At 75.4% G+C, this 26,198-nt stretch carries 14 protein-coding genes; all 14 read right to left on the bottom strand.

The window, feature by feature from the left end:
• Positions 1-155: 155 nt before the first annotated feature.
• The 14 genes from MRBLMG1_RS05540 to MRBLMG1_RS05605 all read right to left on the bottom strand — a co-directional run bounded on the left by MRBLMG1_RS05540 (position 156) and on the right by MRBLMG1_RS05605 (position 26,120).
• Positions 156-2,369, bottom strand: coding sequence for a hypothetical protein (locus tag MRBLMG1_RS05540; protein WP_367821287.1), 2,214 nt, complete (start codon positions 2,367-2,369; stop codon positions 156-158).
• Positions 2,366-4,600, bottom strand: coding sequence for a hypothetical protein (locus MRBLMG1_RS05545; protein WP_367821288.1), 2,235 nt, complete (start codon positions 4,598-4,600; stop codon positions 2,366-2,368). The genes MRBLMG1_RS05540 and MRBLMG1_RS05545 overlap by 4 nt, the downstream gene beginning before the upstream one ends.
• Positions 4,597-7,491 carry a hypothetical protein gene (locus tag MRBLMG1_RS05550; RefSeq protein ID WP_367821290.1) on the bottom strand — a complete coding sequence of 965 codons (2,895 nt, stop codon included), beginning with the start codon at positions 7,489-7,491 and terminating at the stop codon, positions 4,597-4,599. Before MRBLMG1_RS05550 ends, MRBLMG1_RS05545 begins: the two co-directional genes overlap by 4 nt.
• The gene (locus MRBLMG1_RS05555) at positions 7,488-11,129 is read right to left on the bottom strand and encodes a tubulin-like doman-containing protein (RefSeq protein ID WP_367821292.1); all 3,642 of its coding nucleotides are present in this window, start codon (positions 11,127-11,129) and stop codon (positions 7,488-7,490) included. Before MRBLMG1_RS05555 ends, MRBLMG1_RS05550 begins: the two co-directional genes overlap by 4 nt.
• Before the next feature lie 21 nt (positions 11,130-11,150).
• Positions 11,151-13,610, bottom strand: a complete 2,460-nt coding sequence (locus MRBLMG1_RS05560) for a VWA domain-containing protein (RefSeq protein ID WP_367821294.1) — start codon at positions 13,608-13,610, stop codon at positions 11,151-11,153.
• Positions 13,607-14,053 (bottom strand): Pycsar system effector family protein, encoded by a 447-nt coding sequence (locus MRBLMG1_RS05565; protein WP_367821296.1) that lies wholly within the window; start codon positions 14,051-14,053, stop codon positions 13,607-13,609. The genes MRBLMG1_RS05560 and MRBLMG1_RS05565 overlap by 4 nt, the downstream gene beginning before the upstream one ends.
• A 146-nt stretch (positions 14,054-14,199) precedes the next feature.
• Positions 14,200-15,702 carry a hypothetical protein gene (locus tag MRBLMG1_RS05570; RefSeq protein ID WP_367821298.1) on the bottom strand — a complete coding sequence of 501 codons (1,503 nt, stop codon included), beginning with the start codon at positions 15,700-15,702 and terminating at the stop codon, positions 14,200-14,202.
• Positions 15,699-18,122 (bottom strand): hypothetical protein, encoded by a 2,424-nt coding sequence (locus tag MRBLMG1_RS05575; RefSeq protein WP_367821299.1) that lies wholly within the window; start codon positions 18,120-18,122, stop codon positions 15,699-15,701. The genes MRBLMG1_RS05570 and MRBLMG1_RS05575 overlap by 4 nt, the downstream gene beginning before the upstream one ends.
• Positions 18,119-18,949, bottom strand: coding sequence for a hypothetical protein (locus MRBLMG1_RS05580; protein ID WP_367821301.1), 831 nt, complete (start codon positions 18,947-18,949; stop codon positions 18,119-18,121). The genes MRBLMG1_RS05575 and MRBLMG1_RS05580 overlap by 4 nt, the downstream gene beginning before the upstream one ends.
• 151 nt (positions 18,950-19,100) lie before the next feature.
• Positions 19,101-19,826 (bottom strand): Crp/Fnr family transcriptional regulator, encoded by a 726-nt coding sequence (locus tag MRBLMG1_RS05585; protein ID WP_367821302.1) that lies wholly within the window; start codon positions 19,824-19,826, stop codon positions 19,101-19,103.
• Positions 19,827-20,066: 240 nt separating this feature from the next.
• On the bottom strand, positions 20,067-22,595 hold the full coding sequence (locus MRBLMG1_RS05590) for a polynucleotide kinase-phosphatase (protein WP_367821304.1): 2,529 nt from the start codon (positions 22,593-22,595) through the stop codon (positions 20,067-20,069).
• Entirely contained in the window at positions 22,592-24,196 is a 1,605-nt protein-coding gene (locus tag MRBLMG1_RS05595; protein ID WP_367821306.1) for a 3' terminal RNA ribose 2'-O-methyltransferase Hen1, read from the bottom strand. Before MRBLMG1_RS05595 ends, MRBLMG1_RS05590 begins: the two co-directional genes overlap by 4 nt.
• Before the next feature lie 69 nt (positions 24,197-24,265).
• The gene (gene mmuM / locus MRBLMG1_RS05600) at positions 24,266-25,180 is read right to left on the bottom strand and encodes a homocysteine S-methyltransferase (RefSeq protein WP_367821308.1); all 915 of its coding nucleotides are present in this window, start codon (positions 25,178-25,180) and stop codon (positions 24,266-24,268) included.
• 16 nt (positions 25,181-25,196) lie between these two features.
• Complete coding sequence (locus MRBLMG1_RS05605; protein WP_367821310.1) at positions 25,197-26,120, bottom strand: LLM class F420-dependent oxidoreductase; 924 nt, start codon at positions 26,118-26,120, stop codon at positions 25,197-25,199.
• Positions 26,121-26,198: the final 78 nt, after the last annotated feature.

Here is a 26,198-nt window from a genome sequence, read left to right on the forward strand (position 1 = left end):
GTGGGCGGATCGGGCGCGTGGGGGTGTCGGCGCGTGGGGGGGTGCCTGGACGGGTGTCGGCGCGTGGGGCGGGTGCAGGTCGGTGCGTGGGGCGGGTGCGGGTCGGTGCGTGGGCGGGTCGGCGCGTGGGCCGGGTGCGGGGTCAGGACACGGGGTCAGGTCAGCAGCCCCCACAGGCCGATCAGGAGGATCGCCACCACCAACCCGCCGAGCAGCACGCCGGCGCGCGTCAGGAAGCGGCGCGTGTAGACGTTGCCGGGATCGTCCGGGTCGGTGGCGGCCGGGGACACCGGGGCCGCCGGCCTCGGCGGGGTGCGGGGCATGCCGTACGCCTCCTTCAGGAGCGTCAGCCAGACCGCGTCCGGCAGGCCCGGCCGGTCTCCGTCGACGATCAGCCAGAACGCCTGGCGGGCGGACGGCTCCGGGTCCGTCCGCAGGCGCGAGAGCAGCTCGGCGACCGTGGCGATACGGGCGTCCCCGCCGGCGAGTACGGGCCGGACCGCCCAGCGGTACAGCTCGGCCGCGTTCGCCGCGCGCTGCTCCTGCGACGGATCCGAGGGGTGCCGCACGCCGGGCCGTGCCACGGCCCACAGCTCCCGGTCGAGCGCCACCTCGCACAGCTCACGGCGCAACGGGTGCTCCCAGGACGGCAGCCGCCGGGCGATCTCCCCGAGCAGCACGGTGAGCACGGCGTGGTCCAGCGGGCGCCGCAGCACGTCGAGCAACTCCCGACTGCCGGCCCGCTGCACCATCCCCCGCGCCTCCTCCGGCCCGCGCGCCGTCGGCAGCTTGTGCACGAGCCCCGTCTCCGCCTCCCGCTCCTTCCCCCTCCCCCGCCCCCACGCCCGTCCGCGCTCCTTCTCCGGCCCGCTCCACTCCGGCGTCACGAAGGGCAGGACGAGGCGGGGGGAGTCACCGGCGTCGGCGTGCGGAACCTGGTCGGGATACCGGTCGCGCCCCGCCGGGGCGGACGGCGGTGTCGGGGCGGAGGGGGGTGTCGGGGTGGAGGGGGGTGTCGGGGCGGAGGGGGGTGTCGGAGCGGCCGGGGCCACCGGGGCGGAGGAGGCCATCGGGGCCGGGTCCGGCGGCCGGTGCGGCATCTCGGGGCGATCGGTCTCGCCCGGGTCGCCCGGGTCGCGGGGTGTCGGGGGATACGGATCCCGGGAGCTCGGCGAGTACGGATCCCGGGAGGTCGACGGATACGGGTCCCCAGAGGCCGGGCGCGGGTGCGGCGGCGCCGTGGAGGGTGGGGCCTCGACAGCCGGGGGGTGCGGGTCCCGGGAGGTCGCGGGGTGCGGGTCCCGGGAGGTCGGGCGGTGCGGGTCCCGGGAAGCCGGACGCGGGGGCGCGGGGGTGGGGGTACGGGGGTCGGCGGGAGCCGGGTGCGGGGGTGGGGGCGGGGGCGGGGCGGCGGAGTGGGGCGAGGGTTTCCGGGTCGTCGGGGTGGGCGTCCGGGGCGCGGGGGCGCCGGGGCCGCGGTCGAGGGTGTCGAGGGCGCGGGCGGCGGTGTCGAGGAGGGGGGCGCGGCGGGCGGAGGCGGCGGCGTGGAGGGCGCTGCCGACGGCGTACTCGCGGCCTTCGCCCTCGACGACGCCGCGCAGGTGGTGGCGGACGAGGCCGGTCGCGACCGCTTCCGCGCGGTCGCCGTAGCGGTCGAGCGGGTCGACGCGGCGGCGTTCGGTGTTGCGGCTCGCCGCGCCCGACCAGCGGCCGACGAAGACGAAGCGGAGCGCGGTGACCTCGGCGGTGTCGTGGGTGGCGAAGGTCCACCGGCGGTTGGTGGCCGCGCCGAACATGCTGTGCAGTCCCCAGAGGACGCCGAGGGCGGTGTCGCCCCGCTCGTCGAGGACGGTGAAGCGCTCGTCGGGGTGGCGCAGCAACTCCGCCACGGTGCCGACGAGTTCCCTGGAGACGTCGGCGAGGGCCCGGTCGAGCTCCCACTGCCCCTGGCCGACGGCGGTCGAGACGAGGGCGTCCTCGGGGACCACGGGCAGCCGGCCGCGTGCCTCGGCGGCGTTCACGGCGGTGGCGCCCTCCCAGTCCCAGGCGTGGAGGCCGAGGCAGGTGGAGGGTTCGAGGAGGTCGGGTGAGCCGACGAGGGCGTGGCAGAGGACGGAGGTGCCGCCGCCGGCGTCGGTGAAGGGGGTGCGCCGGATCAGCATGACGCCGGCGTTCTGCTGGAGGCGGATCAGCGCGGGCCGGGTCTCGTCCCCGCTGGCCCGCAGGACGGGTCCGGAGATGCGGAAGAGGTTCTCCGCCTCGTCGCGGGGCCCCGACCAGGCGACGGGCCCGAAGCCGGTGCTGCCGGACGGGTTCTCGCTGTCCCAGCGGAAGACGATCTGGTCGACCTCGTTCTCCGGCCGTGTCATCGGGCGATCCCCTCTCCGGACTCCGCCCCGGGCAGCAGCCCGCACATGGCGAAGAGCGACAGCAGTGGTGCGAGGACGCGGCGCGGCCGGGCCCCGTGCGGAAATCGGTCGCCGCGCGCCTGTCCGCCGGTCGCGGCGACGAAGTGCAGGGTGCAGTCCGCGCAGTCGTCGAAGGGCTTGAGCCAGGCGGCGCCGGCGTGGTGGGCGAGGAAGGCGTACGCGTCCCGGCTCTCGTCCCGGAGCGCCGCCGGGTCGTGGCGGCCGGGCAGGGCGCGGCCGAGCCAGCGGTCGACGGACGGTTCGAAGCGCACCAGGTCGCTCTTGTTGACGGCGAGCGCGGCGGGTGCGGCGACGAGTCCGCCGCGCTGCCGCGGGATGCGGTTGAGGACGGTGGTGAAGGCCTCGTCGCCGAGGTCGCGGTGCCGCAGCCCGCTCTGTTCGCGGACGGGGTCGAGGGAGGGCAGGCGGAGCGCGCGGAGCGGGTCGACGACGAACACGAAGGCGTCGACGCCCATCAGGAAGCGGCCGACCTCCCCGTCCTGCGCGAGGTCCTCGCCCGCGAGGTCGAAGAAGACGACGGGCCGGGGGGTCGCCCCGCCGGCCGAGACGAGCAGCCCGTCGGCGAACCGCGCGAAGGTCTGCTGTCCGGTACGGCCCAGCTGCCGCCCCTCCTTGAGGCTCTGCACCCGTTCGCGCAGATAGGTGCGGTGCGCCTCGGGGTTGAGGGGCCGGCATTTCAGTCCGTACGGTTCGAGACCCCCGAGCTCGACCTCGCCGAGCATCGCGGCGAGGAGGTGGGTCTTGCCGACGGAGGAGCTGCCGACGAGGGCGACGGACAGCGGTTCGCCGGTGGTGAGGTAGGGGACGGGGAGTTCGTGCTCCTCGTCGCCGTCCGCCGTGTGCGGGCACAGGTGGTAGGCCTTGCGCAGCGCGTCGGCGACGTGGCCGGGGCGGCGCTCGCCGCTGAGGTCGAGGGGGATCCGGTTGCCCTTGGCGTCGATGGTGACGAGCAGCCGCTCGTCGTAGGTGACGGGCAGCAGACAGTGCGGGCACATCCGGCTCCGCGACGGCGGGTCCGGTACGCCGTCGGGCGGGAGCGACGGGGACGGGCCGGGGGCAGCGCGGGGCGGCTCGTCCCCGCCGCCGAAGATCCGGCCGAGGAAGGTGCGCGGCGGGCGCGGCGCGGGGGTGTCCCGGTCGGCGGCGTCCGCCGCGTGTTCTCCCTCTCCCGCGCCCGGCACCCTCCCGTCGCGAAGGGCGCGTTTGCGGGCGAGCTGGAGGTCGTATTCGGCGCGCCACCGGGAGAGCGGGTCGGCCGTGCCGACGCCGGTCGCGAGCGGGTCGGGCACGTTCAGGAGGCGCATGAGTTCGGCGGGGTGCGGCCGTTCCGCGGCGCGCGGGGAGTAGAGGCCGCTCTGGCCGAGGGCGGCGAGGCGGCGGTAGTCGGCGAGGTCGGCCGGGGGCCCCTCGCCCCGGTCGGGGCGGCCGGAGAGCAGGTAGTAGGCGAGTGCGGCGACGGACCACAGGTCGTCGCGCGGGTCGACGGCCCCGGCTCCGGCGCGCTGTTCGGGCGAGGCCCAGGGAGCGGTGCCGAAGGGTTCGCGCGCCTCGCCCGCGCGCAGTGCCGCGTACGGTTCGCAGAGCCGTACGCGTGCGCCGTCCCACCGCACGGTGTCGGGTGCGACGGCCCGGTGCACGAGGTCGAGCTCTGCCAGGAGCCTCACGGCCATGGCGAGTTGGCCGGTGATCCGTTCCTGGTCGTCGGCGCCGAGGCGCCCCGCCCACTCGGAGAGCGGTCGGCCGACGGGCGGCCGGTACAGCACGAAGGGTTCGGCGGCGGTCAGGTCGAAGCCCACGATCCGGGCGAACACGGCGCCGAACTTCTGCTGTCCGTAACGCCGTTCGAGCGCGATGGCGGCCGACACCTCTCTTTCGAGGAGCCCGTACGCGTGCGGGTCGCCGTGCGCGGACGCCGTCAGCCGGTACTGGAGGACCGACCACCCCGCGCCGAGCACCGCCCGGCGCGCGACGACACCGGGGCGGCCGGGCGGCCTGTGGTCCTCCCCGTACCGCACGGCGAAGCGGACCGGCACCTCCTCGTGCGTGCGGAACTCCAGCTCCTGGTAGTAGGGGTGGGGCGGCGGGGTGGGTTCGCCGAGGTGGTCCGGGTGGTCGGGGTCGATCGGGGGGTACGGGTCGGCCGGGCGGTTCGGTTGGTTCGGGTCGGTCACTGTTCTCCCGCCTCCTCGGCGCGGACGGTGTGCACGACGTCCGCGCGCAGCGGTACGAGGCGGAGGATCCCGGCGTGCCGCCCCGCCCCGGTCCACACGACGTCCTCCGCGGTGCCGCGCCAGACGTCGTCGCCCGCCGCGCCGCGGCGCATCGCCTCGGGCACGAACCGCACCTGCCGGGCGGCGAGCGGGTCGTGGGAGAGCAGCCGGAGGTGCTCGGGGCCGCAGAGCGCGACCGTGGCGCCGGGGTCGTCCTCGGCCAGGAGCAGCCGGGCGACCGCGTCCGGGGCGACCCCGGTGAGCCGGGCGGCGTCGGGCCGGTCCGAACGGTCGGTGAAGGCGGCGAGCACGGTGAGCGCCTCGCGGTCCCGCAACCGGTCGCCGGCGGGCGGCGGCGAGGCCGCCACATCGCGCTCCAGACGCAGCCGGGTCTCGGCGAGCAGCTCCCCCAGCCGCTGCTCGTACACCGCCGGAGCGGTCGCGCCGGGGTCCCGCTCGATGCCCGCCCAGCACCGGTCCAGGATCAGCACGGTGCCGCCGACGAGGTCGCCGACGAGCGTGTCCACGAGTGCGGGGCCCCCGTCCCCGTACCGCCGCTCCAGCCAGCCGGGCGCGGGCCCGGACGCGGATACGGAACCGGGCGGGGGCACGGACCCGGGCGGGGGCCCACCGCCGGGGGCACCGGGGGCCTTGCCGGACGGGCCGAAGGAGACGGACGGGCCGTAGGAGACGGACGGGCCGTAGGGGCCGGGTGAGTCGTAGGGGTCGGGTGAGTCGTAGGAGGCGGGTGAGTCGTAGGAGGCGGACGAACCGTAGGGATCGGCTGGCCCGTGGCGATCGGCTGGGCCATAGGGGTCGGCTGAGGCGTAGGAGGCGGACGAGCCGTAGCGGTCGGCCGAGCCGGACGCCTCGGATCCGTTCCGCCCGTCGGCCCGGCCGGTCCGGGCGTACGGGTCGGCCGGGTCGTACGGATCGGCCGGGCCGGCCGGGCCGGCCGGGTCGAACGGGCCGGCCGGCTCGAACGGGCCGAAGGGGTCACCGGGCGACGGAGACCGGTGCGGGGCGGAGGTCGAGACTCCGGCCGGGGGTTCCCCGTCCAGGTCGGACCAGGCGTCGGCCTCTTCCCCGTCCCCCCAGTCCTCCCAGCTCCAGGACGCCGCGCCGCCGTCCGGGGCCGGGGGCGGTGCGGTCGCCGTCCTGCCGGTGCTCCACTCCGGCGCGTACGGCTGCCCGTGCGCGTCGGCGGTCGCGGCGAGGGCGCGGAGCAGCCGGGCCACGGCGCCCGCGCCGGCCGAGCAGTGGTGGCGCACCTCGGCGAAGAGCCAGTCGTGCACGGCGGTCGTGACGACCAGGGCCTGGATCTCCCGGAGGATCCGGCCGGCCTCCTCGGGGTCGGCGCGCGCCCACCAGTCGTCCACGGCCCGGGTCCAGTCGCGCAGCGCGAGGAGGACGACCGCGGCCGCGGACACGGTGAACGCGACGGCACCCGCCCAGGCCGGCGGGCCGAGGACCTGGCCGAGGACGGCGCCGGCGACGCCGCCGACGAGACCGCCGACGAGACCGCCGACGAGACGGGGCGCCGCGCCGGTGGCGCCGCCGCCGTCGATCCGTCCGTCGGGCGAGCGGTTCGGCCTGCGCCGCAGCGCCAGGCGGGCGAGCCCGGCGGCGAGGACCGCGACGGCCGGACCGAGGGCCCAGCCGAGGACCGGCCAGACCCCGGCGAGCAGGGCGAGGAGCCCCGTCACGGCGAAGGCCGCCGGGCGGGAGCCGCCGCCGGTGAAGGGGTGGCGGCCGCCGAGCCGCCGCAGCCGCTCCGGACCGCAGATCGCGTCGAGGCGGGCGAGGCGGGCGGCGCTGCCCACCGGGGCGGTGCGCGCCGAGAGCGCGGAGAGCCGGGCCGCCACGGACCGCAGCGGCAGGCCCTTGCCGATCAGGTCGTGGGTGTGGTCGCGCAGCGCGGGCACGATGCCGGTCCGGGAGATCTCCCGCGGCATCTCGGGGAGTTCGATCCCCCGGTCCCTGAGCAGGCCCCGGTGCTCGGCGGTGAGCCGGGTGCCGCCCGCGGCGCCGAACGCGTCCGCGACGGCGGTACGGAACCGGCCCAGCTCCTCGGTCACCTTCTCGACGTCCCCCGGCAGGTCCACGGTCCGGCCCACCCGGGTGAGGAGTCCGGCCGCGCCCCGTACGCGCTCGTAGCCGTCGACGGCGTCGCCGAGCGCCTCCTCGCAGGCGGCGAGTCGCGCCCCCGCCCTGCCCTGGGGCGGCAGCCATCGGTGACCCGAGAGCGAGCGCGGCACGCCCTCGTCGAGGAGCAGCGCGAGCGCTCCGGGCACCTGATCGGCGGAGACGCCGCCGGCCGGGACGTCCTGTCCGGTCAGCCCCTCCACCGCCTGCCGCCAGGCGCGTGCCCGCGCCTCGTCGGTGAGGTCGTGCTCCAGGACGCGGACGGCGGGCACGGCCACACCGTGCACCACCTCGCCGAGCGCGCGGAGCACCGCGTCGAACACCTCGGGCGTGGACAGGACCTCGACCAGCGGCCGCAGCACGGCCTCGCCCGGGACGCCGTCGTCCGCGCTGTCGAACACCCACAGCACCCCGGCCGCCGGCGGGCGCAACGTGAGCGAGCGGCTGAGGTTCCGCTCCCCCCGCGCCGCCACGGCGAGACAGACGATGTGGGCGGGCCCGTAGGAGTAGAGGCGCTCGTACAGCAGCTGGTGGGCGACGAGCCGGTCGGCCGCGTCGACGACGAGGAAGCGGCGCTCACCGCCGGGCTGCGGGGCGTCCAGGGCCGCGCGCACGGCGGCGTCGGCGTCGTACGCCTCCGCCGCGCGCAGGTCGAGGCAGACGGCGTGGCCCGGCATCGGCCGTTCGGGGAGCACGCGGGAGCTCACTCCGCCTCACCGGCCCGGTCGCGGCGGCGCGACTGATCCCCGTAGCTGTCCCTGTGGCCGTCCCCGTAGTCCCCCTGGTAGCTGTCGTCGTAGCGGGGTTCGTAGCCGCCCTCGTCGTCGAGGTCGTCGTCCGGGCCGTCGTCGAGGTCGGCGTGGAGGTCGGTGTCCAGGCCGCCGTCGAGGCCCTCGTCGAAGTCGTCGTACGGCGGCCCGAAGTCCGGCTCGGGGTCCATTTCCCAGTCGCCTTCGTAGACGGACCCGCCGTTCCGGAAGCCGTCCCCGTGCGCGTGCGCGTTCCCGTGCCCGTTCTCGTGCCGGCCTCCGTTCTGCCCCCCGTTCCGGCCTCCGTTCGGGTGTCCGTTCTGGCCGCCGTCCGGGTGTCCGTTCTGCTGTCCGTTCTGGTGTCCGGCGCCCGGACGGGGCTCGTACCGGTCCCGGGGGACGCGGCCGTCGGGCCGTCCGCGGCCCGGGGGCGGGACCGGACCCTGCCGGGGTGCGGTGCGCCGGCCCTGGCGCGGTGCGTGGCGTTCGTACAGGGCGCGGAGGTTGGGGCGGGTGGCGCGGGACGCGCTGGGGAAGCGCATGCCGAGGGCGCCGGGGTAGGTGACCTCCCAGAAGTGACGCAGGGGGGCGAGCCACTCGGTGTCCGACTCCCGGTATTCGGCGGCGAGTTCGTCGATGAGGGTGAGCTGGCGCGGGGCGATGTCCTCCACGAAGCGGGTGAAGAGCGCCGACGGGGGCGCGGGGACCTGGGCGAGGCCCTTGGGCAGGGTGCGCATGAGCCGTTCGCAGAACTGCTCGATGATCTGGCCCTCGTCGAGCAGCGCCCAGCGCTCGTACGCGCGGAGCAGTCCCGCCCAGCTGGAGAGCGAGCCGTCGAATCCCTCCAGGCGCAGCGACATGGTCGCGGACTCGCCCTCCTGGAGCCGGATGCGGACGAGGTGGGGGGAGGCGGCCGGGCCCTCGGTGGCGATGTGGTCGTTCCACATCGCGCAGAGCAGGCGGTGCAGGATGCGCTGGCGGTCCTGCTCGGTGGAGACGAGCCAGTCGTCCTGGTAGCCGAGGCGCTGGCGCCAGTGCAGGAAGTCGTCCTCGCCGCCCGAGTCGCGGGCTTCGGACCAGAGGCTGAGGACGCTGCGGACCTCGGAGATGTCGGTGAGGTTCATGCCGCTGCGGAAGAGGACGACGGTGATGGAGTCGGTGTCGACGGCTCGGCACTCCGGGAACACCCGTGAGGGCAGGTTGAGTTCCTGGGAGAGGAAGCCGGCGGCGCGGCCGTCGGACTCGCTGGCGGGGTGCACGATGAGGATCTTGAGCGGGCCGCTGCCGTCCGGGATGAACCCCACCGGGAGCAGTCCGGCGAGCCGGGAGCGGAACTGGTCGAGCCAGCGGGGGTCGACCTTCGCCTCGGCGGTCTCGTCGCCCGACGCGGCCCGCAGCAGGAGTTCCATGGAGGGCAGCAGGGGGCGGGCGAACACGTCCTCGTTGGCCTCGCCGAAGAGTCGCTTGACCCGCCGCTCGACGACCTGCTTGATCTCCTTGACGGCCGCCCCCGAGGAGCGGCGGACCGCGTCCAGGGCGCGCCGCCAGTCGTCGGGTCCGACGAGCCGGTCGAGGAGGGTCGCGGCGTCGGTGGTCTCGGGCAGGCCCTCGCTCTGGGCGAGCCGGTCGACGACGTCGTCGTAGAAGGCGCGCAGGGTGTTCTGCGGGGGCAGGAGGTAGGCGATGCCGGCGCGGTCGTCGCGGTAGAGCTCGCGGCGGCGGTCGGCGAAGACCTTGCGCTCGTCCTGTTCGTGGGCGCGGAGCACCTTGGCGAGCTCGGCGACCTCGCTGGTGACGCGGTTCAGGGACGGCCGCCACTGGGCCTCGCCGGCCTGCCAGCCGCGGTGCCAGAGGACCCGGGCCCGCCACTGGTACCAGGCCTCCTGCGCGGCGAGCGCGTCCTGCACGTCGGGGTCGGCCCAGCGGGCCGGTACGACCCCGCCGACGCTGCCCCTGATCCGGGGGATGGCGGGGGCCGACGTCTGGACGTGCGGGGGCCGTTCGGGTTCGTTGCGCCGGTTGTCGAGCATGCCGGTGAAGCCTTCCCTGGCGACCCGGTCGGGGTGGCCGGGCAGTCCGGCGAGGACGGTTTCGAGCTGGAACGGGCCGATGGTGCCGAGGAGTTCGCGGGCGCCCGCGCCGGGCCTGAAGTCCTCGGTGAGGCGCGGGATCTCGCGGGCGAGGTGGATGTCGAGGCGGTGCAGGGACTCCTCCATGTCCTGGAGGCGCTGGCGCAGTTCCTGGGTGATGTCCCGGCTGCCCCTGGGGAGTTGCTCGGGCAGGGGTACGTCGGGGGCCTCGCGGCTCCAGAGCCGGCCGACGCCGGAGCGGGTGAACAGGTCGCGGACGTGGTCCTGTCCTTCCCGGGCGGGGCGCCGGGCGCGCTCGGACATGCCGCGGACGGCCTGGGCGAGGAGCCGGGCGGCGACGATCTCGGCGAGGTCGTCGACGGGGACGGTGAGGGAGGCGGCGAGGCTGGTGGACATGCCCCGGTAGCCGATGCCGGTACGGGCGGGGGTCGCGCGTTCCACGCTCTTGTTGATGAAGCTGGCGGCGAAGGACTGGTAGTCGTCCTCGGCGCGGTTCACCGAGCCGTTGTCCTCGCCGAGTTCGGTGCCGATCAGCGACATCACCATGGCGGTGATGGAGCGGCGCAGGTCCTCGCTGCCGATGACGGCCGGCTTGGAGAAGAGGAAGGCCGTCTGCATCGTGGCGGGGCGCAGCGCGACGAGTCCGTCGCCGGGGTAGGTGACGCTGAGCCTGCCGTGCTCCTCGACGTCGCCGACGGTGTCGAGGGCGTCGGGCACGTTCTGGTCGTCGACGAGCCGCGACAGGTCCACGAGGGCGCGGGCGGCGTTGAGTTCGGCCTCGCGTCCGCCGCCCGCCTCGGGCGGGAAGGCGGAGGGCATGACGACGAGCGGGTAGATCTTCACGCCGGGCACCTTGGCGTTGCGGAACTCGTGCCCGATGAGGTGGATGAAGTCGTAGAAGATGCCGGCCCCGGTGCCGCCGGCGACGGAGAAGGCGACGAAGACGTCGCAGCCCCGGATGCGGCCGCCGCCGACCCGCTTGAGGTCGCCGGCGGCCTGTCCGATGGCGCCGATGGCCTCGCGGAGCTGCCGCAGGACGGGTTCGAGGCCGGAGCGGACGGTCGCGAAGAACGCGGCGCGGCCGACGGTGGGCAGCTGCCCGGCGCCGCTGTTCAGGGGGGCGACCCTCGGTTGGCGGGCCTGCGGCGGCAGCCAGAGCCGGGTCTCCTCGTGGACGGAGACCCGCAGCATGCGGGTCACCTCGGGCGAGGAGTCGAAGTCGGTGGGCAGCAGGTCGCGCACCATCCGTGAGGTACGGGCGAAGGCGGCGCCCTCGGCGCCCTTGGCCCGGAACTGCGGCTGGCTCAGCAGTTCGCCCTCGCTGAAGTCGGCGTAGACGAACTGGAGGCAGTCGGGCAGCTGGAAGGGCAGCCGGCGGCCTCCGTCGACCAGGTCGGTGCCGTCGGGTCCGCACAGCTCCCGGCGCAGGCTGCGTTCGAGTTCGCTGCCGATGCGTCCGCCGGTGCCGCCGAGTCCCACGAAGAGCATGGGCTGGTAGATCTTCATGTCGTCTCCTCGGTGACCCGTTCAGAAGTTCTCGTCGTACGCGCCCGCGCCGGGTGCGGCCTCGCCGGATCCGGCGCCGGGGTCGAAGCCGGTGGCCGCTCCCGTACCGCCGCCGGGTCCGGGGCCCGTGCCCGCGTCCGTACCCCTGCGCCGTCCCGGGCCGCCGCCGGGTCCCGCTCCGGTGCCGGGCCCGCGGGGGCGCCCGGAGCGGCGGGACCGCGGGAGGTCGCGGGTCCGGCGCGGTTCCGCGTGCCCGCCGCGGACGACGAGTTCGTGGTCGCCGAGGGCGATCGGCTCGCCCGTCCTGACGGGGACCTGGGGGCCGCCGCGGGGGCGGAGGAGGAGGTCGCCGCCGCCGGTGCGGCGCAGGACGTGGGAGGCGGAGGTGGTGCCGCCGCGGATCCGGCGGAGGGTGGGCGGGGCGCCGTACGGCTCGTCGACGGTGAAGGCGAAGACGCCGCCGGGGCTCTGGCCGCGCCGGATCGGCAGCGAGTAGAGGTTCCTCCCCTCGTGGCCGAGTTCGAGGGTGAGGCCGGTGAGGTCGCGGCGGCGGCGCCGGGCGGCGAGCCGGATGCCGGCGAAGGCGGCGAGGAGCAGCAGCACACCGGCGCCGCCGGCCACCTCCTTCCACCAGCGATCCCACCAGGTGGGCGGCGCCACGACCCGGGCGTCCAGGTAGTCGGAGTCGAGGGCGACGTCGCCGTCGGTGTCCACGACCGTGACCTGACCGCCCAGTTCGCCGAGCGGCGTGGAGCCGCCGACGGTGACCGTGAAGGGGACCCTGGTGCTCCCGCCCGGCGGCGCCGTGACGGTCGTCGGGGCGAGGGCGAGCTCGGCGCCGGGCGTCACGTCCTTCAGGGCGAGGCGCAGGGTGTGCGGCGCGGAGTCCTCGTTGGTGACGTCGAGGGTGCCGCGGACGGTGCCCCCGGGGTACACGGTGGCCTGGTCGACGGCGAGCCCGGCGATCACGGGCCGCGGCCCCTCGGCGACCCGGGCGTACAGCGGGCGCAGGTCGGAGGTGATGCCGGGGGCGGCCATGCGGGTGACGAACTTCAGCTCGCCGGTCGCGCCCGCGGGGACGGTGAGGCGGCCGGTGAAGCGGACGTCGCCGGCCTTGCGGTCGGGCGCCCGGCCGTCGTCGGCGAGCCGGAACGTGACGGGTCGGAAGCCCGCGCCGCTCATCTCGGCGGTGACGGCGAGCCCCGCGAGCTGTCGGGGGTCGGAGATGACGACCCCGCGCCTGGTCTGCATCCGGGCCTGCACGGTGACCTCCTCGCCGGCGCGGGGCGACGCCGGGTCGAGGGTGACGTCGGAGCGGAGGCGGCCCTGCCAGATGGCGCGGACGGCGACCTCGCGGTCGCGGTGGCCCTCCGGCGCCTCGATGTGCACGCGCCAGCGGCCGGGCAGCGGGTTCTTCACGCGCAGCGCCTCGACCGGGCCGTCCTGCCCGCTCACCTCGAACAGCGAACCGTCGAACTCGCCCCGGGCGGGCACCTTGCGGCCCGCCGGGTCGTAGTACGTCACCCGCACCTTGGGGTCGTGCTTGGAGACCGTGAGGGACCCGTCGGTCGCGATCGGCGGGATGGTGACGGTCAGGTCGGCGGGCGGCTTCCCCGCGGTCCCGTGCGCGATCCGGGCGCAGCGGGCGGCCGCGAAGGTCTCCTGGAGCGCCGTGTCGATCTCGGCGGACGTGCCGACGACCCGCATGCGCGGGGCGGAGCCGGGGACCTCGGAGCAGGCGCCCCGATAGCCGCCGTCGGCCATCGCGGTGAGCGCGGACCGGTCGATGGCGCTGCCGAACCCGAGCGGCCAGATCTGCACGCCGGCGGCCCGGGCCCGGGCGAGCTCCTCGGTGAGCCGCCGCTGCCCGTTGGCCTGGCGGCTGTCGCGGTCGGTGCCGTACTCGGGGCTGTCCGCGACGTCCAACTTGCCGTCGGTGAGCAGGAACACGACCTTGGGGACGGCCGGCGTCTTCGCCCCGGCCTGATCGCCGCCCTGCGTCAGACGGGTGACGGCCTGGCGGATCGCCGCCGGGAAATCGGTGCCCGGGCCCATCCGCTTCTCGTCACGGCGGCCCAGCAGCTGCACGCAGTCGCTGAGCCGCTCACGGCCGGCCGCGTCGGCGACGATGAGCGGGCACACCTCGCGTACGGGCGACTGGCCGGGCTTCTCCGAGCTGCCGAAGCCGATCACCGCGGCCCGGGAGCGCTCCGATATCTCGCCCTGGCTCAACAGCGCGGCCGCCTCGGTCTCCCGGGCCAGGTCCTTGTCCGCCAGGCTCTTCGACTGGTCGACGACGACGGCGAAGTCGATCGGCTCGGGGCCGTCGGAGGGCTCGGCGGCCGACCGCGCCGCACGGAGGGCACCCGCGGTCGCGCCGGCTCCCCAGGCGGGGACCGCCGTGAACGGGGAGAGCGCGAGGAGCGCCCCGGCGAGGAGCAGGGCGCTCCCCTTGTTGGTCCACTGCATCTTCTGTCTCACCACAGTTCGCTGAAGAGGGCCAGGAGGGCGCCGAGCGCGAGCGCGCACACGCCCAGGCGCAGCCACCGGTACTTCGCCGCGAGCACGAGCCCGTGCACGCTGGCCTGTTCGAGGAGCCAGCCGGTCGCGTCCGCCCCCGACGCGGTGAGCCGCTCCCGCAGCACCGGCTCCGACGGGCCGGCCGTCAGCTCGCGCAGCAGCGTGCGGTCCGCCCCGATCCGGGTCCTGGGCAGCACCACCGAGACGAGCATCAGCACCCCCGCCGTCCACAGCACCCCTGCCACCAGCAGGAACGCGAGCCCCACGCCGGCCTCGGGGAGCGGTCCCCGGTCCCCGGAGAAGACCACCGCGAGGAAGGCGAGCGCTCCGGAGAGCAGGATCGCGGCCTTCGTGTCGGCCCGTCCGATGTCCTCACGGACGGTGGCGAGCAGCCGCTCGGCCATGAAGCGGAGCTCTTCGGGCGGGGTGGATGCGGGCAGGGGTGCGGTTGCTGGTGGAGGTGCGGCCGCGGGTGTCGGAGGGGTGGTCGGGATACGGTCCGGGGCTCCGCCCGGCACCGGCGTGTGGTCCGGGGCGCCGGCCGGGGTCGTCACGCGTCGTCCCAGTCGTCGAAGTCGGCGCTTGGCCGGGCGGGGCGGGTGGGCCGGGAGGTGCGCCGTTCCCGGTCGGGGCGCTCGCGGTCGTACGGATCGTCGCGGTCGTACCGGTCGTAGCGCTCGTACCGGTCGTGGCCGCGGTCCCATTCCCGGTCGCCCTGCTCGCCCGGCTCACCCGGTTCCCCCCGCTCGCCCCTCCGGTCGCGCTGGTCGCGCTCCCGGTCCGAGCCGGACTCGACGCGGGTCGGCTCGTAGACCCGGGGGGCGGGAGGGGGGTCCCGCCGCTCGCGGTGCCCCGACCCGCCCGGGGCGTCGTCGTCCCAGTCTGGGCGGCCGGGTTCGGGGTGCCCTTCCTCGATGGCGCGCGGGGACCGCGGACCGGCGGTGCCGGCGGGGTTGAGGACCCGGTCCGTGATGCCGCCGACGATGGTGCCGGTCTGCGAGCGCAGGTACATGAGCACCTGGTACATCTGCTCGCCGATGTCGTGGCGTTCGAGGACCCCGGTGTCCAGGAGCTGGGTGAAGACGGCGAGGTAGTCCTCCTGGCCCTGGCGGCGCTCCTGCTGGAGCTGGTTGCGGATCTCCCACTGCTTGTCGGGGTGGGCCGCCATGTGGTGGGCGATCTGGGCCAGGTCGCCGCGCCGGAAGAGGGCCTCGATCTCGCGGGCGCGGTCGGCGATGAGCTGCCGCTCGGCGGCGTCCTTGCGGCGCACCGCCTCGGCCTCGCGCGCGTCGGCCTCCATGGTGATGTCGATCCGGTCCCGCCGCTGGACCTCGGCCTTGACCGACTCCTCCAGGTCGATGAAGACGTGGACCCTGGTCTGCAGCCCGATGTCCCTGCCGAAGCTGAGACGGCCGGTGCTCAGCGCGTCGCGCACCGCCTCGTCGGCGCGCTGCGCGTCGGTGATCCGGAACCTCCGGGACAGCCGGCGCAGTCCGTCGAGCAGTTCGTCGTGCAGCAGCTCGGCGACGTCCTCGACCTGTTCGCGGACGACGAGGTGCGGGTCGGTCACCATCCACTGGATCCGGGCGACGGCGTCGAAGAACACGCCGTCGCCCGACGCCGGCAGCTGGAGGCTGAACTCCGTTACGTTCCTTCCGAGTTGCACCTCGAAGACGGTGTACGGAGAGCCGATCAGGGGCTTGTTGACGTCCTCCTTGCGGTCCGGCCAGACCACGCGGTGTCCGCCGTTGCGGTAGAGCAGCACGGCGGCGATCCGGCCGCTCCGGCGACGGTACGGGGGCGCGTACTCCCGCAGCAGCGGGCCGCGCGGCCGTCCCGACGCGTCCGCGTTCCACGGCTCCCGCTCGCGGCCCTGCGGACGGGCCTGCGCCCTCTCCTGGGGGGCGCCGGCGTCGTACCGCTGCCGCGCCCGCCCGTCGGGGCCCTGGCGGTCCGGTCCCCGGCCGTCCGGGCCGTGTCCGCCGGGGTCCCGCCCGTCCCGGCGCGCCCGGTCGTCCGGCCGTGCGTTCCCGTTCTGCTCGGGCCCGGTCATCGGTTGGCTCCTTCCGTGACGGCGTCCCACATCCGCCGCGCCGCGCGTCGGTCCAGGGGCCGGTCGCGGTCCCGGACGAGTTCGTTCAGCAACCCCCGGAGGCGGTCGCGGTCGCGGCGGTCCACCGCGAGGAGCGGGAGGAAGCCGCAGACGAGGCGGAGCGCCTCCGGGTCCTTCGCGGCCCGCCGGAGCAGGCCGCCGAACGCTTCGAGGGCCACCTCGCCGGAGCGCGCCGTGGCGAGGGTGTGCCGCAGCAGCCGCGCCAGCTCGGGCGCGAGACCGGGCCGGGTGGCGAGGAGCGCGACGAGCAGCGGCCGTGCCGCGTGCGGGTCGAGTTCGGGCACGTCCCGCAGTCCCCACAGGTGCGTGGTCCGGGTACTCAGTGCGCGGATGACGGTGAGGAGGACCAGGTTGGCGAGGCCGATGCGGCCGTCGTCGAGCCATTGGCGCAGCCGGAGCAGCACGGGTTCGGGTTCGCCGGACGCGAGCAGCCGGGCGGCGCTGAAGGCGGCGTACACGAGGACGTCGGTGTCGCCCGCCTCGCGGGCCCTGACGACCCGGGCGAGGGCGTCGAGCGAGCCGGGCACGTCCCCGGCGGCCAGGACGTAGCCGTGGGCGAGCAGGGCGGTCCCGACGAGCGTGTCCTCGTCGGAGGCCGCCCATTCCTTGAGTACGTCGGCGACGGCCGGGCGGACGCGCGGGTCGCGGGCGGACTCGGCGAGCGCGGTCGCGGCGGCCATCCGGGCGACGGGTTCGTCCGTCGCGGCGAGGGGCGCGATCAGCTCGCGGTAGCCGTGGATCCAGTCCCAGGAGCACAGCACGCCCGCGGCGATGGAGGCCCGCACCCACACCTCGGAGCGCGGGTCGTCGCAGAGCGAGCGCAGCCAACGGGCCATCGGGCCGCGGACGTTGTGGTAGCCGTGCCAGACCTCGCCGAGGACGGCGCCGGCGAGCCCGCCGCCCTGGAAGCGGACGGCCCGCACCGGCACCTTGGCCGGGCCGAGGTCCAGTTCGCCGTCTTCGAGGACCGCCCGGGCGAGCACCGGCCGGTGTTCGGCGTGCGTCCCGAACAGCCTTCGCCCTGGGGCGTGTTCGGGGTCGAGGGTGACGGCGAGTTCCCAGGCGAGGAGTTCGGCGGCCTCGGCGGCCAGGCTGTAGGCGGAGCCGTCGAAGACGGCGACGGCGATGCGGAAGGCTCCCGCGTTCAGGGCCGGCAGGGCCTCGGGGAGGGTGCCGGGGCGGTCGGCGCCCGCGAACCACTCCCTGGCCTGTGCGGTCACGAACGTGGCGCAGTCCGCGAGGAGTTGCCCGTCGCTGAGTTCGCCGCGCCAGTGGCGGCCGAGGTGGTCGGCGAGCCGGGCCGCCTCGCGCGGGCGCAGCGCCTCCAGACCGAGGGCGTCGACCACGTCGGGGCGTCGGGCGAGGACCCGCGCGGCTTCGAGGGCCTCGCCGTTCAGCTGGAGCCGCAGATGGCGGTGGAGGACCTCGTCGGCGGGTGGCGGGGCGCAGTAGGCCCCGTAACGGCCGCGCAGGAGCCGGTCGGCGAGCTCGCCGTTCTCGACGAGGACGACGCCGAAGGCGTTCCGGCCGCGCAGCAGGTCGCCGAAGCGGTCCAGGTGAAGTTCGGAGAGGCGGGCGGCGGGCCGGGGCGCGCCGGCGGACCGGTCGCCGGGGCCCGAGCGGGCGCGCCGGGGCTCGCTCTCGGCCCCGAGGTCCTCGGTGAGCAGCTCGAGGAGGTGGCCGCCGCCGTCCTCGACGGCCTCTTCGGTGATCTCGTCCACGCCGTGGCGCGGGTCGAGGCGGAAGACCTTCCCGTGGGTGAGTTCGTCGAGGAGGGCGAGTGCGGTGGCCTGGCGGCCGCTTCCGGGTTCGCCGCACAGGACGAGCACCCGGTGGTCGCGGAGCCGGTCCTTCATCCGCTGGTAGCCGGTGGTCTCGCAGTACACCCGGCCGAGGTGGGCGAGCGTCTCGGGCGGGACGGGCCCCTGGACGAAGTGCGGGGCGCGGTCGGGGCCGTACAGGGCGAGGACCTGGGGGCCCTCGTAGATGGTGCCGTCGCCGTGGATGGTCGTGTGCCGGTCGCCGGGGCCGCCGGTCAGGGTGCGGACGGCCCGGCGTGCGGTGGCGGCGCCGCCGGTGCCGCTCTCGGCGCCGAGGGGGCCGCGGTCGGCGGACGCGAAGACGCTGGGCTCGCGCGGCTGGTCGCCGCTCCCGTCCCCCCGTTCGGCCCGGTCGCCTTCCCGGTCCCCCCGGCCGCCCCCGCGGTCCGCCCCTCGGCCGGCCCCCCGGTCGCCGCTCCTGCCGCCACCCCGGTCCGCGCCCCGGTCGGAGCCCCGTTCGTGCCCGCCCGCCCGGTCGTCGGCGGGGCGGCCGGCGTCCTGGGGCTCGTTCCGGGACTCGCCGTCGTCCTGGTCGCTCACTCCGCCTCACCCGCCCTCGCCGACTTGTCGATCGCGGTGAAGTCGCCGTGGATCGTGTTGCCGTGGACGTCGACCAGGTCGCCCCCGACGGTGTACGTACGGTTCCCGACGCCGTTCCGGGGCGTTGGGCCGTCCCCCCGCGACGGCCCAACGCCGGTCCGTGAACCCCCCGCCGGCGCCCGCTCCCCCGCGGGCGCCGGCTCCCCCTCCCCCTCGGCGCCGGCCAGCGGCGGCGCGGTCCTGCGCGGCACGTGGAACCAGGCGGCCTCGTCGGTCTCCTTGGACCGGACGCGGACCTGCCGGTAGTGGTCCGGCTCCACGTAACGGCCGCCGAGGGCGACCACGTTCGCGTACAGCCAGTCGGAGACCACGACGAGCAGGTCGACCTCGGGCGCCTCGGTCATGAGCCGCTTGGCCGGGGGGCTGTCGCAGAGCCTGGCGGCGAGGTCCACCGCCCGCCCGACGAGCCCGTGCCGGTCCTGGACGACGAGGCCCGCGTTCATGCCGATCCGCATCCGCAGCCGCCGGTCCCGGCCGGTGTTGTGCTCCCGCAGGCTCTCGTAGAGGGTGTCGATCCACCGCCCGACCATGAGCGTCGGCGGCACGTCGGGGCGCAGGGCGGCGAGGATGCCGTCGCCCCGGTCCTCCTGGTGGAAGGTGCCGGGCTCGACGCCCACGGAGCTGTACGCCTCGTCGAAAGCGGTGTACATCGCGGCGCGGTGCAGCTCCTTCTCGGCCATGCCCATGGCCCCGGAACCCACGATGTCGCCGAAGACGACGAACCGGTGGATCCCGCCCGCTACCCCGCTCGCTCCCGCACTGCTCACTCGGACTCCCTGTGTGATGCCTGGTGCCGCTCGATGCCGTGGTGCCGCTTCCGTTCGTGCCGCCTCGGTCCTGTGGTGCCGTTTCGGTTCGGTTCGGTGTCGGTGGCGCATGTCCAGAGTGGTCGCGTTCCGCGACCGGCGATGTAGCCGTTTACACATCCGGCGGAGATTCGTCCGCCCGTTCCGCGCCGGGGCGCGCACGCCCCTCGGCGAGCAGCACGAGGACCCGCATGTCGATGACGACGACGGTGCGGTGCGCGGTGCGGACGACGTCCTGCTCCCGCAGCAGGCGCAGCGCCTTGGCCACCGCCTCCCGGGTGGCTCCGATGGCGGCGGCCAGGTCGTGCTGGGGCAGCGGGAGTTCGAGTACGGTTCCGGCGTCCGCGCGCCGGCCCGCGCGCTCGGCCAGTTCGACGAGCCGGGCCGCGAGGCGCTGGAGGACGGTCTCGGAGGCGAGCGCCCGGCGTTCGACGTCGGCGCTGCGGAGCCGGGTGGCGAGCTGCCGCATGATCAGCGCGGTGGCGTGGGGACGGGCGGCGAGGAAGCGCCGGAACCGGTCGCCCGAGACGGCCACCGCCTCGACGGTGCCGAGCGCGGTGACGCTGGCGCTGCGCGGGCGCAGGTCGACGGCGGCGAGGTCGCCGACGACCTCGCCGGCGCCGCGCAGGGCGAGGATGAGCCGGGCGCCGCGCTCGGTGCCGACGGAGACGACGGACCAGCCGGAGAGCAGCGCGAGGACGTAGGCGCTGGTGTCGCGCTCGCGGATCATCACCTCCCCCGGTTCGTAGACGCGCCGGGCGCCCTCGGCGAGCAGCGTCCGCCGGTCGGCCGCGGGCAGGGCGTGGAGGAAGGAGCGGTCCTGGCCGAAGAGACTCATGGCCCGCTCACCCCCCGTACCGTCCGCCGGCCTTCCGGGGAAGGCCGTCCGCCGGTGGTCGTCCGGCTCTTTTCGTGCGCTTGTTCCCACCTCATGTGACCATCTCTGTCACAGAGTTGACGCTGTGTCACGTGATGGGGTGAAGAACGCTAGAGGGTGCGGAAGAAACGCGTCAACGAGCACGAGGGGCGCAGGGGAGCGCCGTTCCCGGCGTCCCTGCGCCCCCCGTCGCCGAACACGTCAGAGCCTCGGGTCGACCGGCTCCGACTCCAGGGCGAGGACCGCGAAGACGGCTTCGTGGACCCGCCAGAGCGGTTCCCCGTCCGCGAGCCGGTCGAGCGCCTCCAGGCCGAGGGCGTACTCGCGCAGCGCCAGCGACCGCTTGTGGCCGAGGAAGCGCTGCCGCAGCCGCTCCAGGTTCTCCGGCCGGGTGTACTCGGGGCCGTAGATGATCCGCAGGTACTCCCGGCCGCGCACCTTGACGCCCGGCTGTCCGAGACGGCCCTTGGCGTCGCGGACGAGCGCCGACAGCGGCTTGACGACCATGCCCTCGCCGCCGGCGCCGGTCAGATCGAGCCACCAGTCGGTGCCGGCGCGGACCGAGGCCTCGTCGCCGGTGTCGACGACGAGCCTGCGGGTGACCTGGAGCAGCCCGGTCGGGTCGTGCTCCGCCAGTCGGTCGAGCCAGGCGAGCTGCGTGTCGTGCGGGACGGCGGCGAGCGAGCGGCCGCGCGCCGCCAGGAGCTGGAACGGGGCGAAACGGACCCCGTCCAGCCCCTCGGTCGGCCAGCAGTACCTGCGGTACGCCTCCGTGAACGCCGCCGCGTCCACGGCCCGTTCCCGCTGCCGGGCGAGGAGCCCGTCGATCCCCTCGACCCCGCGCCCCACCGCCCGCTCCAGGGCGTCGACCGCCCCGGGGAACACGGCGCCGGAGGCCGCGCCGACCGCCGCGTACTGCGCGCGCAGCAGCCCGGCCGACTTGAGCGACCACGGCATCAGCTCGCCGTCGAGCAGCAGCCAGTCCGTGTCGAGCTCCTCCCAGAGCCCGGCGGCGCCGATCGCGGTCCGCAACCGGCCGAGCACCTCCTCGGTGACGGCCTCGTCGTCGAAGAACGGCCGTCCGGTACGGGTGTGCAGCGCGCCGCTCACCCCGGTGACGCCGAAGCGCTCGCGGGCCGCCTCCTCGTCGCGGCAGACCAGGGCCACCGCCCGGGAGCCCATGTGCTTCTCCTCGCACACGACCCGCTCGACCCCGTCCGCCCGGTACTGGGCGAAGGCCTCCGCCGGGTGCTCCAGGTACCCCTCGGTGCGCGAGGTAGCGGTCGGCGCCATCGTCGGCGGCAGGTAGGCGAGCAGCCGGGGGTCGACGGCGAAGCGGCTCATGACCTCCAGGGCCGCCGCCGCGTTCTCCTCGCGCACCGCGACGTTGCCGAGGTGCCGGGTCTCCACGATCCGGCGGCCGTGCACGTCGGCCAGGTCCAGGGGGCGTCCCTGGTGCCCGCCGGGTGCCTCGGTCGCGAGCGGCCGGGCGGGCTCGTACCAGACCCGCTCGGCCGGTACGTCGACGAGCTCGCGCTCCGGCCAGCGCAGCGCGGTCATCCTGCCACCGAAGACGGCCCCGGTGTCGAGGCAGATCGTGTTGTTGACCCAGGAGGTGTTCGGCACCGGCGTGTGCCCGTACACGACGGTGGCGCGGCCGCGGTACTCCTCCGCCCACGGGTAGCGCACCGGCAGCCCGAACTCGTCGGTCTCACCGGTGGTGTCCCCGTACAGCGCGTGCGCACGGACCCGGCCCGACGTGCGGCCGTGGTACTTCTCCGGCAGGCCCGCGTGGCAGACGACGAGGTTGCCGCCGTCGAGGACGTAGTGGCTGACGAGCCCGTCGATGAACTCCGCGACCTCGGCGCGGAACGCGTCGCTCTCGCCCGCCAGCTGCTCGATGGTCTCGGCCAGTCCGTGCGTCTCCTGCACCTTCCGGCCCTTCAGCCAGCGGCCGAGCTTGTTCTCGTGGTTCCCGGGCACGCACAGCGCGTCGCCCGAGGCGACCATGGCCATCACGCGGCGCAGGACGCCCGGCGAGTCGGGTCCCCGGTCGACGAGGTCGCCGACGAAGACCGCCGTCCGCCCCTCGGGGTGGTGGCCGTCGACGTAGCCCAGCTTCGCGAGCAGGGTCTCCAGTTCGGAGCGGCAGCCGTGGACGTCTCCGATGACGTCGAAGGGGCCGGTGAGGTGGCGCAGGTCGTTGAAGCGGCGCTCCAGGACGATCCCGGCGTCCTCCACCTCCTCGACGGAACGCAGGACGTGGACCTTGCGGAAGCCCTCGCGCTCCAGGCCGCGCAGCGAGCGGCGCAGCTCGCGGCGGTGCCGCTGGATGACGTGCGCGGGCATGTCCGCCCGGTCGGGGCGCCCGGCGTTGCGGCTGCGGCACACCTCCTCGGGCAGGTCGAGGACGATCGCGATCGGCAGCACGTCGTGGGCCCTGGCCAGCTGGACGAGCTGGCGCCGGGGCTCCTGCTGCACGTTGGTGGCGTCGACGACGGTCAGCCGTCCCGCCTCCAGGCGCTTGCCCACGATGTAGTGGAGGACGTCGAAGGCGTCCTTGCTCGCGGACTGGTCGTTCTCGTCGTCGGCGACGAGGCCCCGGCAGAAGTCGGACGAGACAACCTCCGTCGGCTTGAAGTGGCGCCGGGCGAAGGTGGACTTGCCGGAACCCGTGGCGCCGACGAGCACGACGAGGGACAGGTCGGTGACGGGCAGGGTACGGGTCATGCCGTGGCCTCCTTCGAGGTCTCGCCGGTCGGGGTGCCGTCCGCCGGGGTGTCATGGGACTGGGTGTCACGGGCCTGGGCGTCATGGGCCTGGGGGTCACGGGCCTGGGTGTCGACGGCCGAGGTCTCGGCGGTCGGGGTGGCGTCGGGAGGCCGGGGGTCGTCGTCGCGGGTGAAGACGGCCATCTGGGTGGGCGGGCCGACCTCGGGGTCGTCGGGGCCGACGGGGGTGAACCCGACGCCGTACCCGTACGTCCTGGCCACCTCGGCCGCCCAGCCCCGGAACTCCTCGCGGGTCCATTCGAAACGGTGGTCGCCGTGCCGGACGTGCCCGGCCGGGAGCGACTCCCAGCGCACGTTGTACTCGACGTTCGGCGTGGTCACCAGGACCGTGCGGGGGCGCGCCGAGCCGAACACCGCGTACGCGAGGGCCGGCAGCCTCGGCAGGTCGAGGTGCTCGATGACCTCGCTGAGCACGGCCGCGTCGTAGCCGGTCAGCCGCTTGTCGGTGTACGCGAGCGAGCCCTGCACCAGCTTCACCCGGGCGGCCTGCCGCTCGCCCATCCGGTCGAGCCGGAGGCGGCGCGTGGCGACGGTCAGGGCGCGGACGGACACGTCGACGCCGACGATCTCGGTGTAACGGGCGTCCTTGAGCAGGGCCTGCACCAACTGCCCCTGGCCGCAGCCGAGATCGAGTACGCGGGCCGCTCCGGCGGCGTCGAGCGCGGCGAGGATCGCCTCGCGGCGCCGCTCGGCGAGCGGCACCGGCCGCTCCTCCGTGTCGGTCGTCTCGTCGACGGCGTTGTCGACCTCGTCGACGTCGACGCCCTCGGCCTCGGCGAGCCGCACCAGTTCGAGCCGCTCCGCCGCCTCGCGGGCCAGGCCCCAGCGACGGGAGAGGTACCGGGCGGTGATCAACTGCCGCTCGGGGTGTCCGGCCAGCCAGCCGTCACCGGCGCGCAGCAGCTTGTCCACCTCGTCGGGCGCGACCCAGTAGTGCTTGGCGTCGTCGAGGACGGGCAGCAGCACGTACAGGTGGTTGAGGGCGTCCGCGAGCCGCAGCTCGCCCTCGAGGACCAGCCGCACGTACCGGGAGTCGCCCCACTCGGGGAACTCCGCGTCCAGGGCCACCGGCTCGGCCTCCACCGTCTCCCAGCCCAGCGGCTCGAACAGCGCCCGCACCAGGCCCGCGCCGCCCCGCGCGGGGAGCGCGGGGACCTCGACGCGCAGCGGCAGCGGCGCGGCGGCCCGCTCGGGCATCGCCTGGCAGACGCCGTGCAGCGCCGTCTTGAAGACCTTGGCGAGCGCGACGGCGAGCAGCGAGGACGCCGCGTAGGGCCGGTCGTTCACGTACTGCGCGAGCGCGGAGTCCGGGGCGCCGCCCCGGCCCTTGCCCTTGCCGCGGCGCACCAGCGCCACGGGGTCCACCTCCAGGAGAAGTGCAGCCGTGCACCGCTCGGCGCTCGCCTCGGGGTAGAGGACGTGCGCCGTGCCGTGCGAAGTCGAGAACGCCTGCGCCCGCTCGGGATGCTTGTGCAGCAGAAAGCCGAGATCGGTCGCGGGGCGCTCCTGGTTGCCGGTTGTGCTGATCGTCAGGAACACACTTCCGAGTATGTTCGCCCGTCCCCCCGCCGACCAGGCATTTTCCATGCGCCGGCGCCGTGCCGCGCCTCAGCTCGGCCGGTCGCCGGACAGGGCCGCCGCGACGGCCGTGATCGTGGCCGGCCCCACACGGCAGCAGCCGCCGACGAGCCGGGCGCCGGCCGCGGCCCAGGCTCCGGCCGCCGCCGGGTCGAAGGCGAGGTCGCCCCGCCAGTCGCGCGCCCGGGCGTCCCACCGCTCCCCGCTGTTGGGGTAGGCCACGACCGGCCCGCCGGTCACGGCCGCGGCGAGCTCCACGGCGTCCGCCACCCCGGCCGGGTCGCAGCAGTTGACGCCGACCGCCACGACCTGGTCGTTCCCGGCGGCGACCGCGAACGCCTCCGCCAGATCCTGTCCGGCCCTGGTCCGCCCGCCCTCGACCGTGTACGAGAGCCACACCGGCGTCCCCGACCCCTCGGCCGCCCGCAGCAGCGCCTCCGCCTCGTCCGCGTCCGGGACCGTCTCCAGTGCCAGCACGTCCGGCTCCGCCGCCGCGAGCGCCTCGATCCGCGGCCGGTGGAACGCCTCCAGCTCCCGCACCGACAGCCCGTACCGTCCCCGGTACTCGCTGCCGTCCGCGAGCATCGCCCCGTAGGGCCCGACGGACGCGGCGACCCAGACCTCCTCCCCGATCCGCTCCGCCGCGGCCCGCGCGAGCTCCACGCTCCGGCCCATCAGCCCCACCGCCGCCTCCCGGCCCAGGCCCCGCCGGGCGAAGCCCTCGAAGGTGGCCTGGTAGCTGGAGGTGATGAGCACCCGGGCGCCGGCCCGGACGTACGCCGCGTGCGCCGCCTCGATCTGCTCGGGGCCGTCGGCGAGGAGCCGCGCGGACCAGAGCTCGTCCGAGAGGTCGCAGCCCTGCGCCTCCAGCTGGTTGGAGAGACCGCCGTCGAGGACGACCACCCCCGTCCGGAGGGCTTCGGCGAGCGTGCGGACCGGCTTCATCGGGTCGCCCGCCCCGTCATCCCAGCTGCCCCTGGACCTGCGCGGAGATCAGCTCCAGGTGGTCCAGGTCGTCCAGGTCGAGGACCTGGAGGTAGACCCGTGAGGAGCCGATCGCCGCGTACCGCCCGAGCTTGTCGACGACCTCGGCGGGCGAGCCCGCGAGGCCGTTCGCCTTGAGCTCGTCGACGTCCCGCCCGATGGCGGCGGCGCGGCGGGCCACCTCGGCGTCGTCCTTGCCGACGCAGACGACCAGCGCGTTGGAGTACACCAGGTCGCCCGGCGCCCGCCCGGCCGCCTCCGCGGCGGCCCGGACCCGGCCGAACTGGAGCTCGGTCTCCTCCAGGGACGCGAACGGGATGTTGAACTCGTCCGCGTACCGCGCGGCCAGTCGCGGCGTGCGGCTCGCGCCGTGCCCGCCGATGAGCACCGGGATCCTGTCCTGCGCGGGCTTGGGCAGCGCGGGCGAGTCGGTGAGCCGGTAGTACTTCCCCTCGTAGTCGAACGTCTTCCCGACCTCGGTCCCCCACAGCCCGGTCACGATCGCCAGCTGCTCCTCCAGCCGGCCGAACCTCTCCTTCGGGAACGGAATGCCGTACGCCGTGTGCTCCTCCGCGAACCAGCCCGCTCCCAGGCCCAGTTCGACCCGTCCGCCGGACATCCGGTCGACCTGGGCGACCTGGATGGCGAGGACTCCCGGGAGCCGGAAGGTGCCGGCCGTCATCAGGGTGCCCAGCCGGATCCGCTTGGTCTCCCGGGCCAGGCCCGCCAGGGTGATCCAGGCGTCCGTCGGGCCGGGGAGTCCGTCGGCGGACCCCATGCTCAGATAGTGGTCGGAGCGGAAGAAGGCGTCGAAGCCGAGGTCCTCGGTGGCCCGGGCCACCCTGAGGAGGGTGTCGTAGTCGGCCCCCTGCTGGGGTTCCGTGAAGATGCGAAGATCCATACCTCCATCCTGCACCGTCGGGTGCCTGTCAACCTCTCCGTCAGCCCGCTGTCCGCACCGGCACGGTCGGGTGAATAT

Origin of the sequence: Streptomyces sp. LMG1-1-1.1, from assembly GCF_040815545.1 — a bacterium.
Classification (GTDB): Bacteria; Actinomycetota; Actinomycetes; order Streptomycetales; family Streptomycetaceae; genus Streptomyces.

What these genes read in the sequence shown, in the direction of transcription:
- MRBLMG1_RS05540 (WP_367821287.1), bottom strand. Translation starts at nt 2,369, where the DNA reads ATGACACGGCCGGAGAACGAGGTCGACCAGATCGTCTTCCGCTGGGAC.
- MRBLMG1_RS05555 (WP_367821292.1), bottom strand. Translation starts at nt 11,129, where the DNA reads ATGAAGATCTACCAGCCCATGCTCTTCGTGGGACTCGGCGGCACCGGC.
- MRBLMG1_RS05565 (WP_367821296.1), bottom strand. Translation starts at nt 14,053, where the DNA reads ATGGCCGAGCGGCTGCTCGCCACCGTCCGTGAGGACATCGGACGGGCC.
- MRBLMG1_RS05570 (WP_367821298.1), bottom strand. Translation starts at nt 15,702, where the DNA reads ATGACCGGGCCCGAGCAGAACGGGAACGCACGGCCGGACGACCGGGCG.
- MRBLMG1_RS05585 (WP_367821302.1), bottom strand. Translation starts at nt 19,826, where the DNA reads ATGAGTCTCTTCGGCCAGGACCGCTCCTTCCTCCACGCCCTGCCCGCG.
- MRBLMG1_RS05590 (WP_367821304.1), bottom strand. Translation starts at nt 22,595, where the DNA reads ATGACCCGTACCCTGCCCGTCACCGACCTGTCCCTCGTCGTGCTCGTC.
- mmuM (WP_367821308.1), bottom strand. Translation starts at nt 25,180, where the DNA reads ATGAAGCCGGTCCGCACGCTCGCCGAAGCCCTCCGGACGGGGGTGGTC.
- MRBLMG1_RS05605 (WP_367821310.1), bottom strand. Translation starts at nt 26,120, where the DNA reads ATGGATCTTCGCATCTTCACGGAACCCCAGCAGGGGGCCGACTACGAC.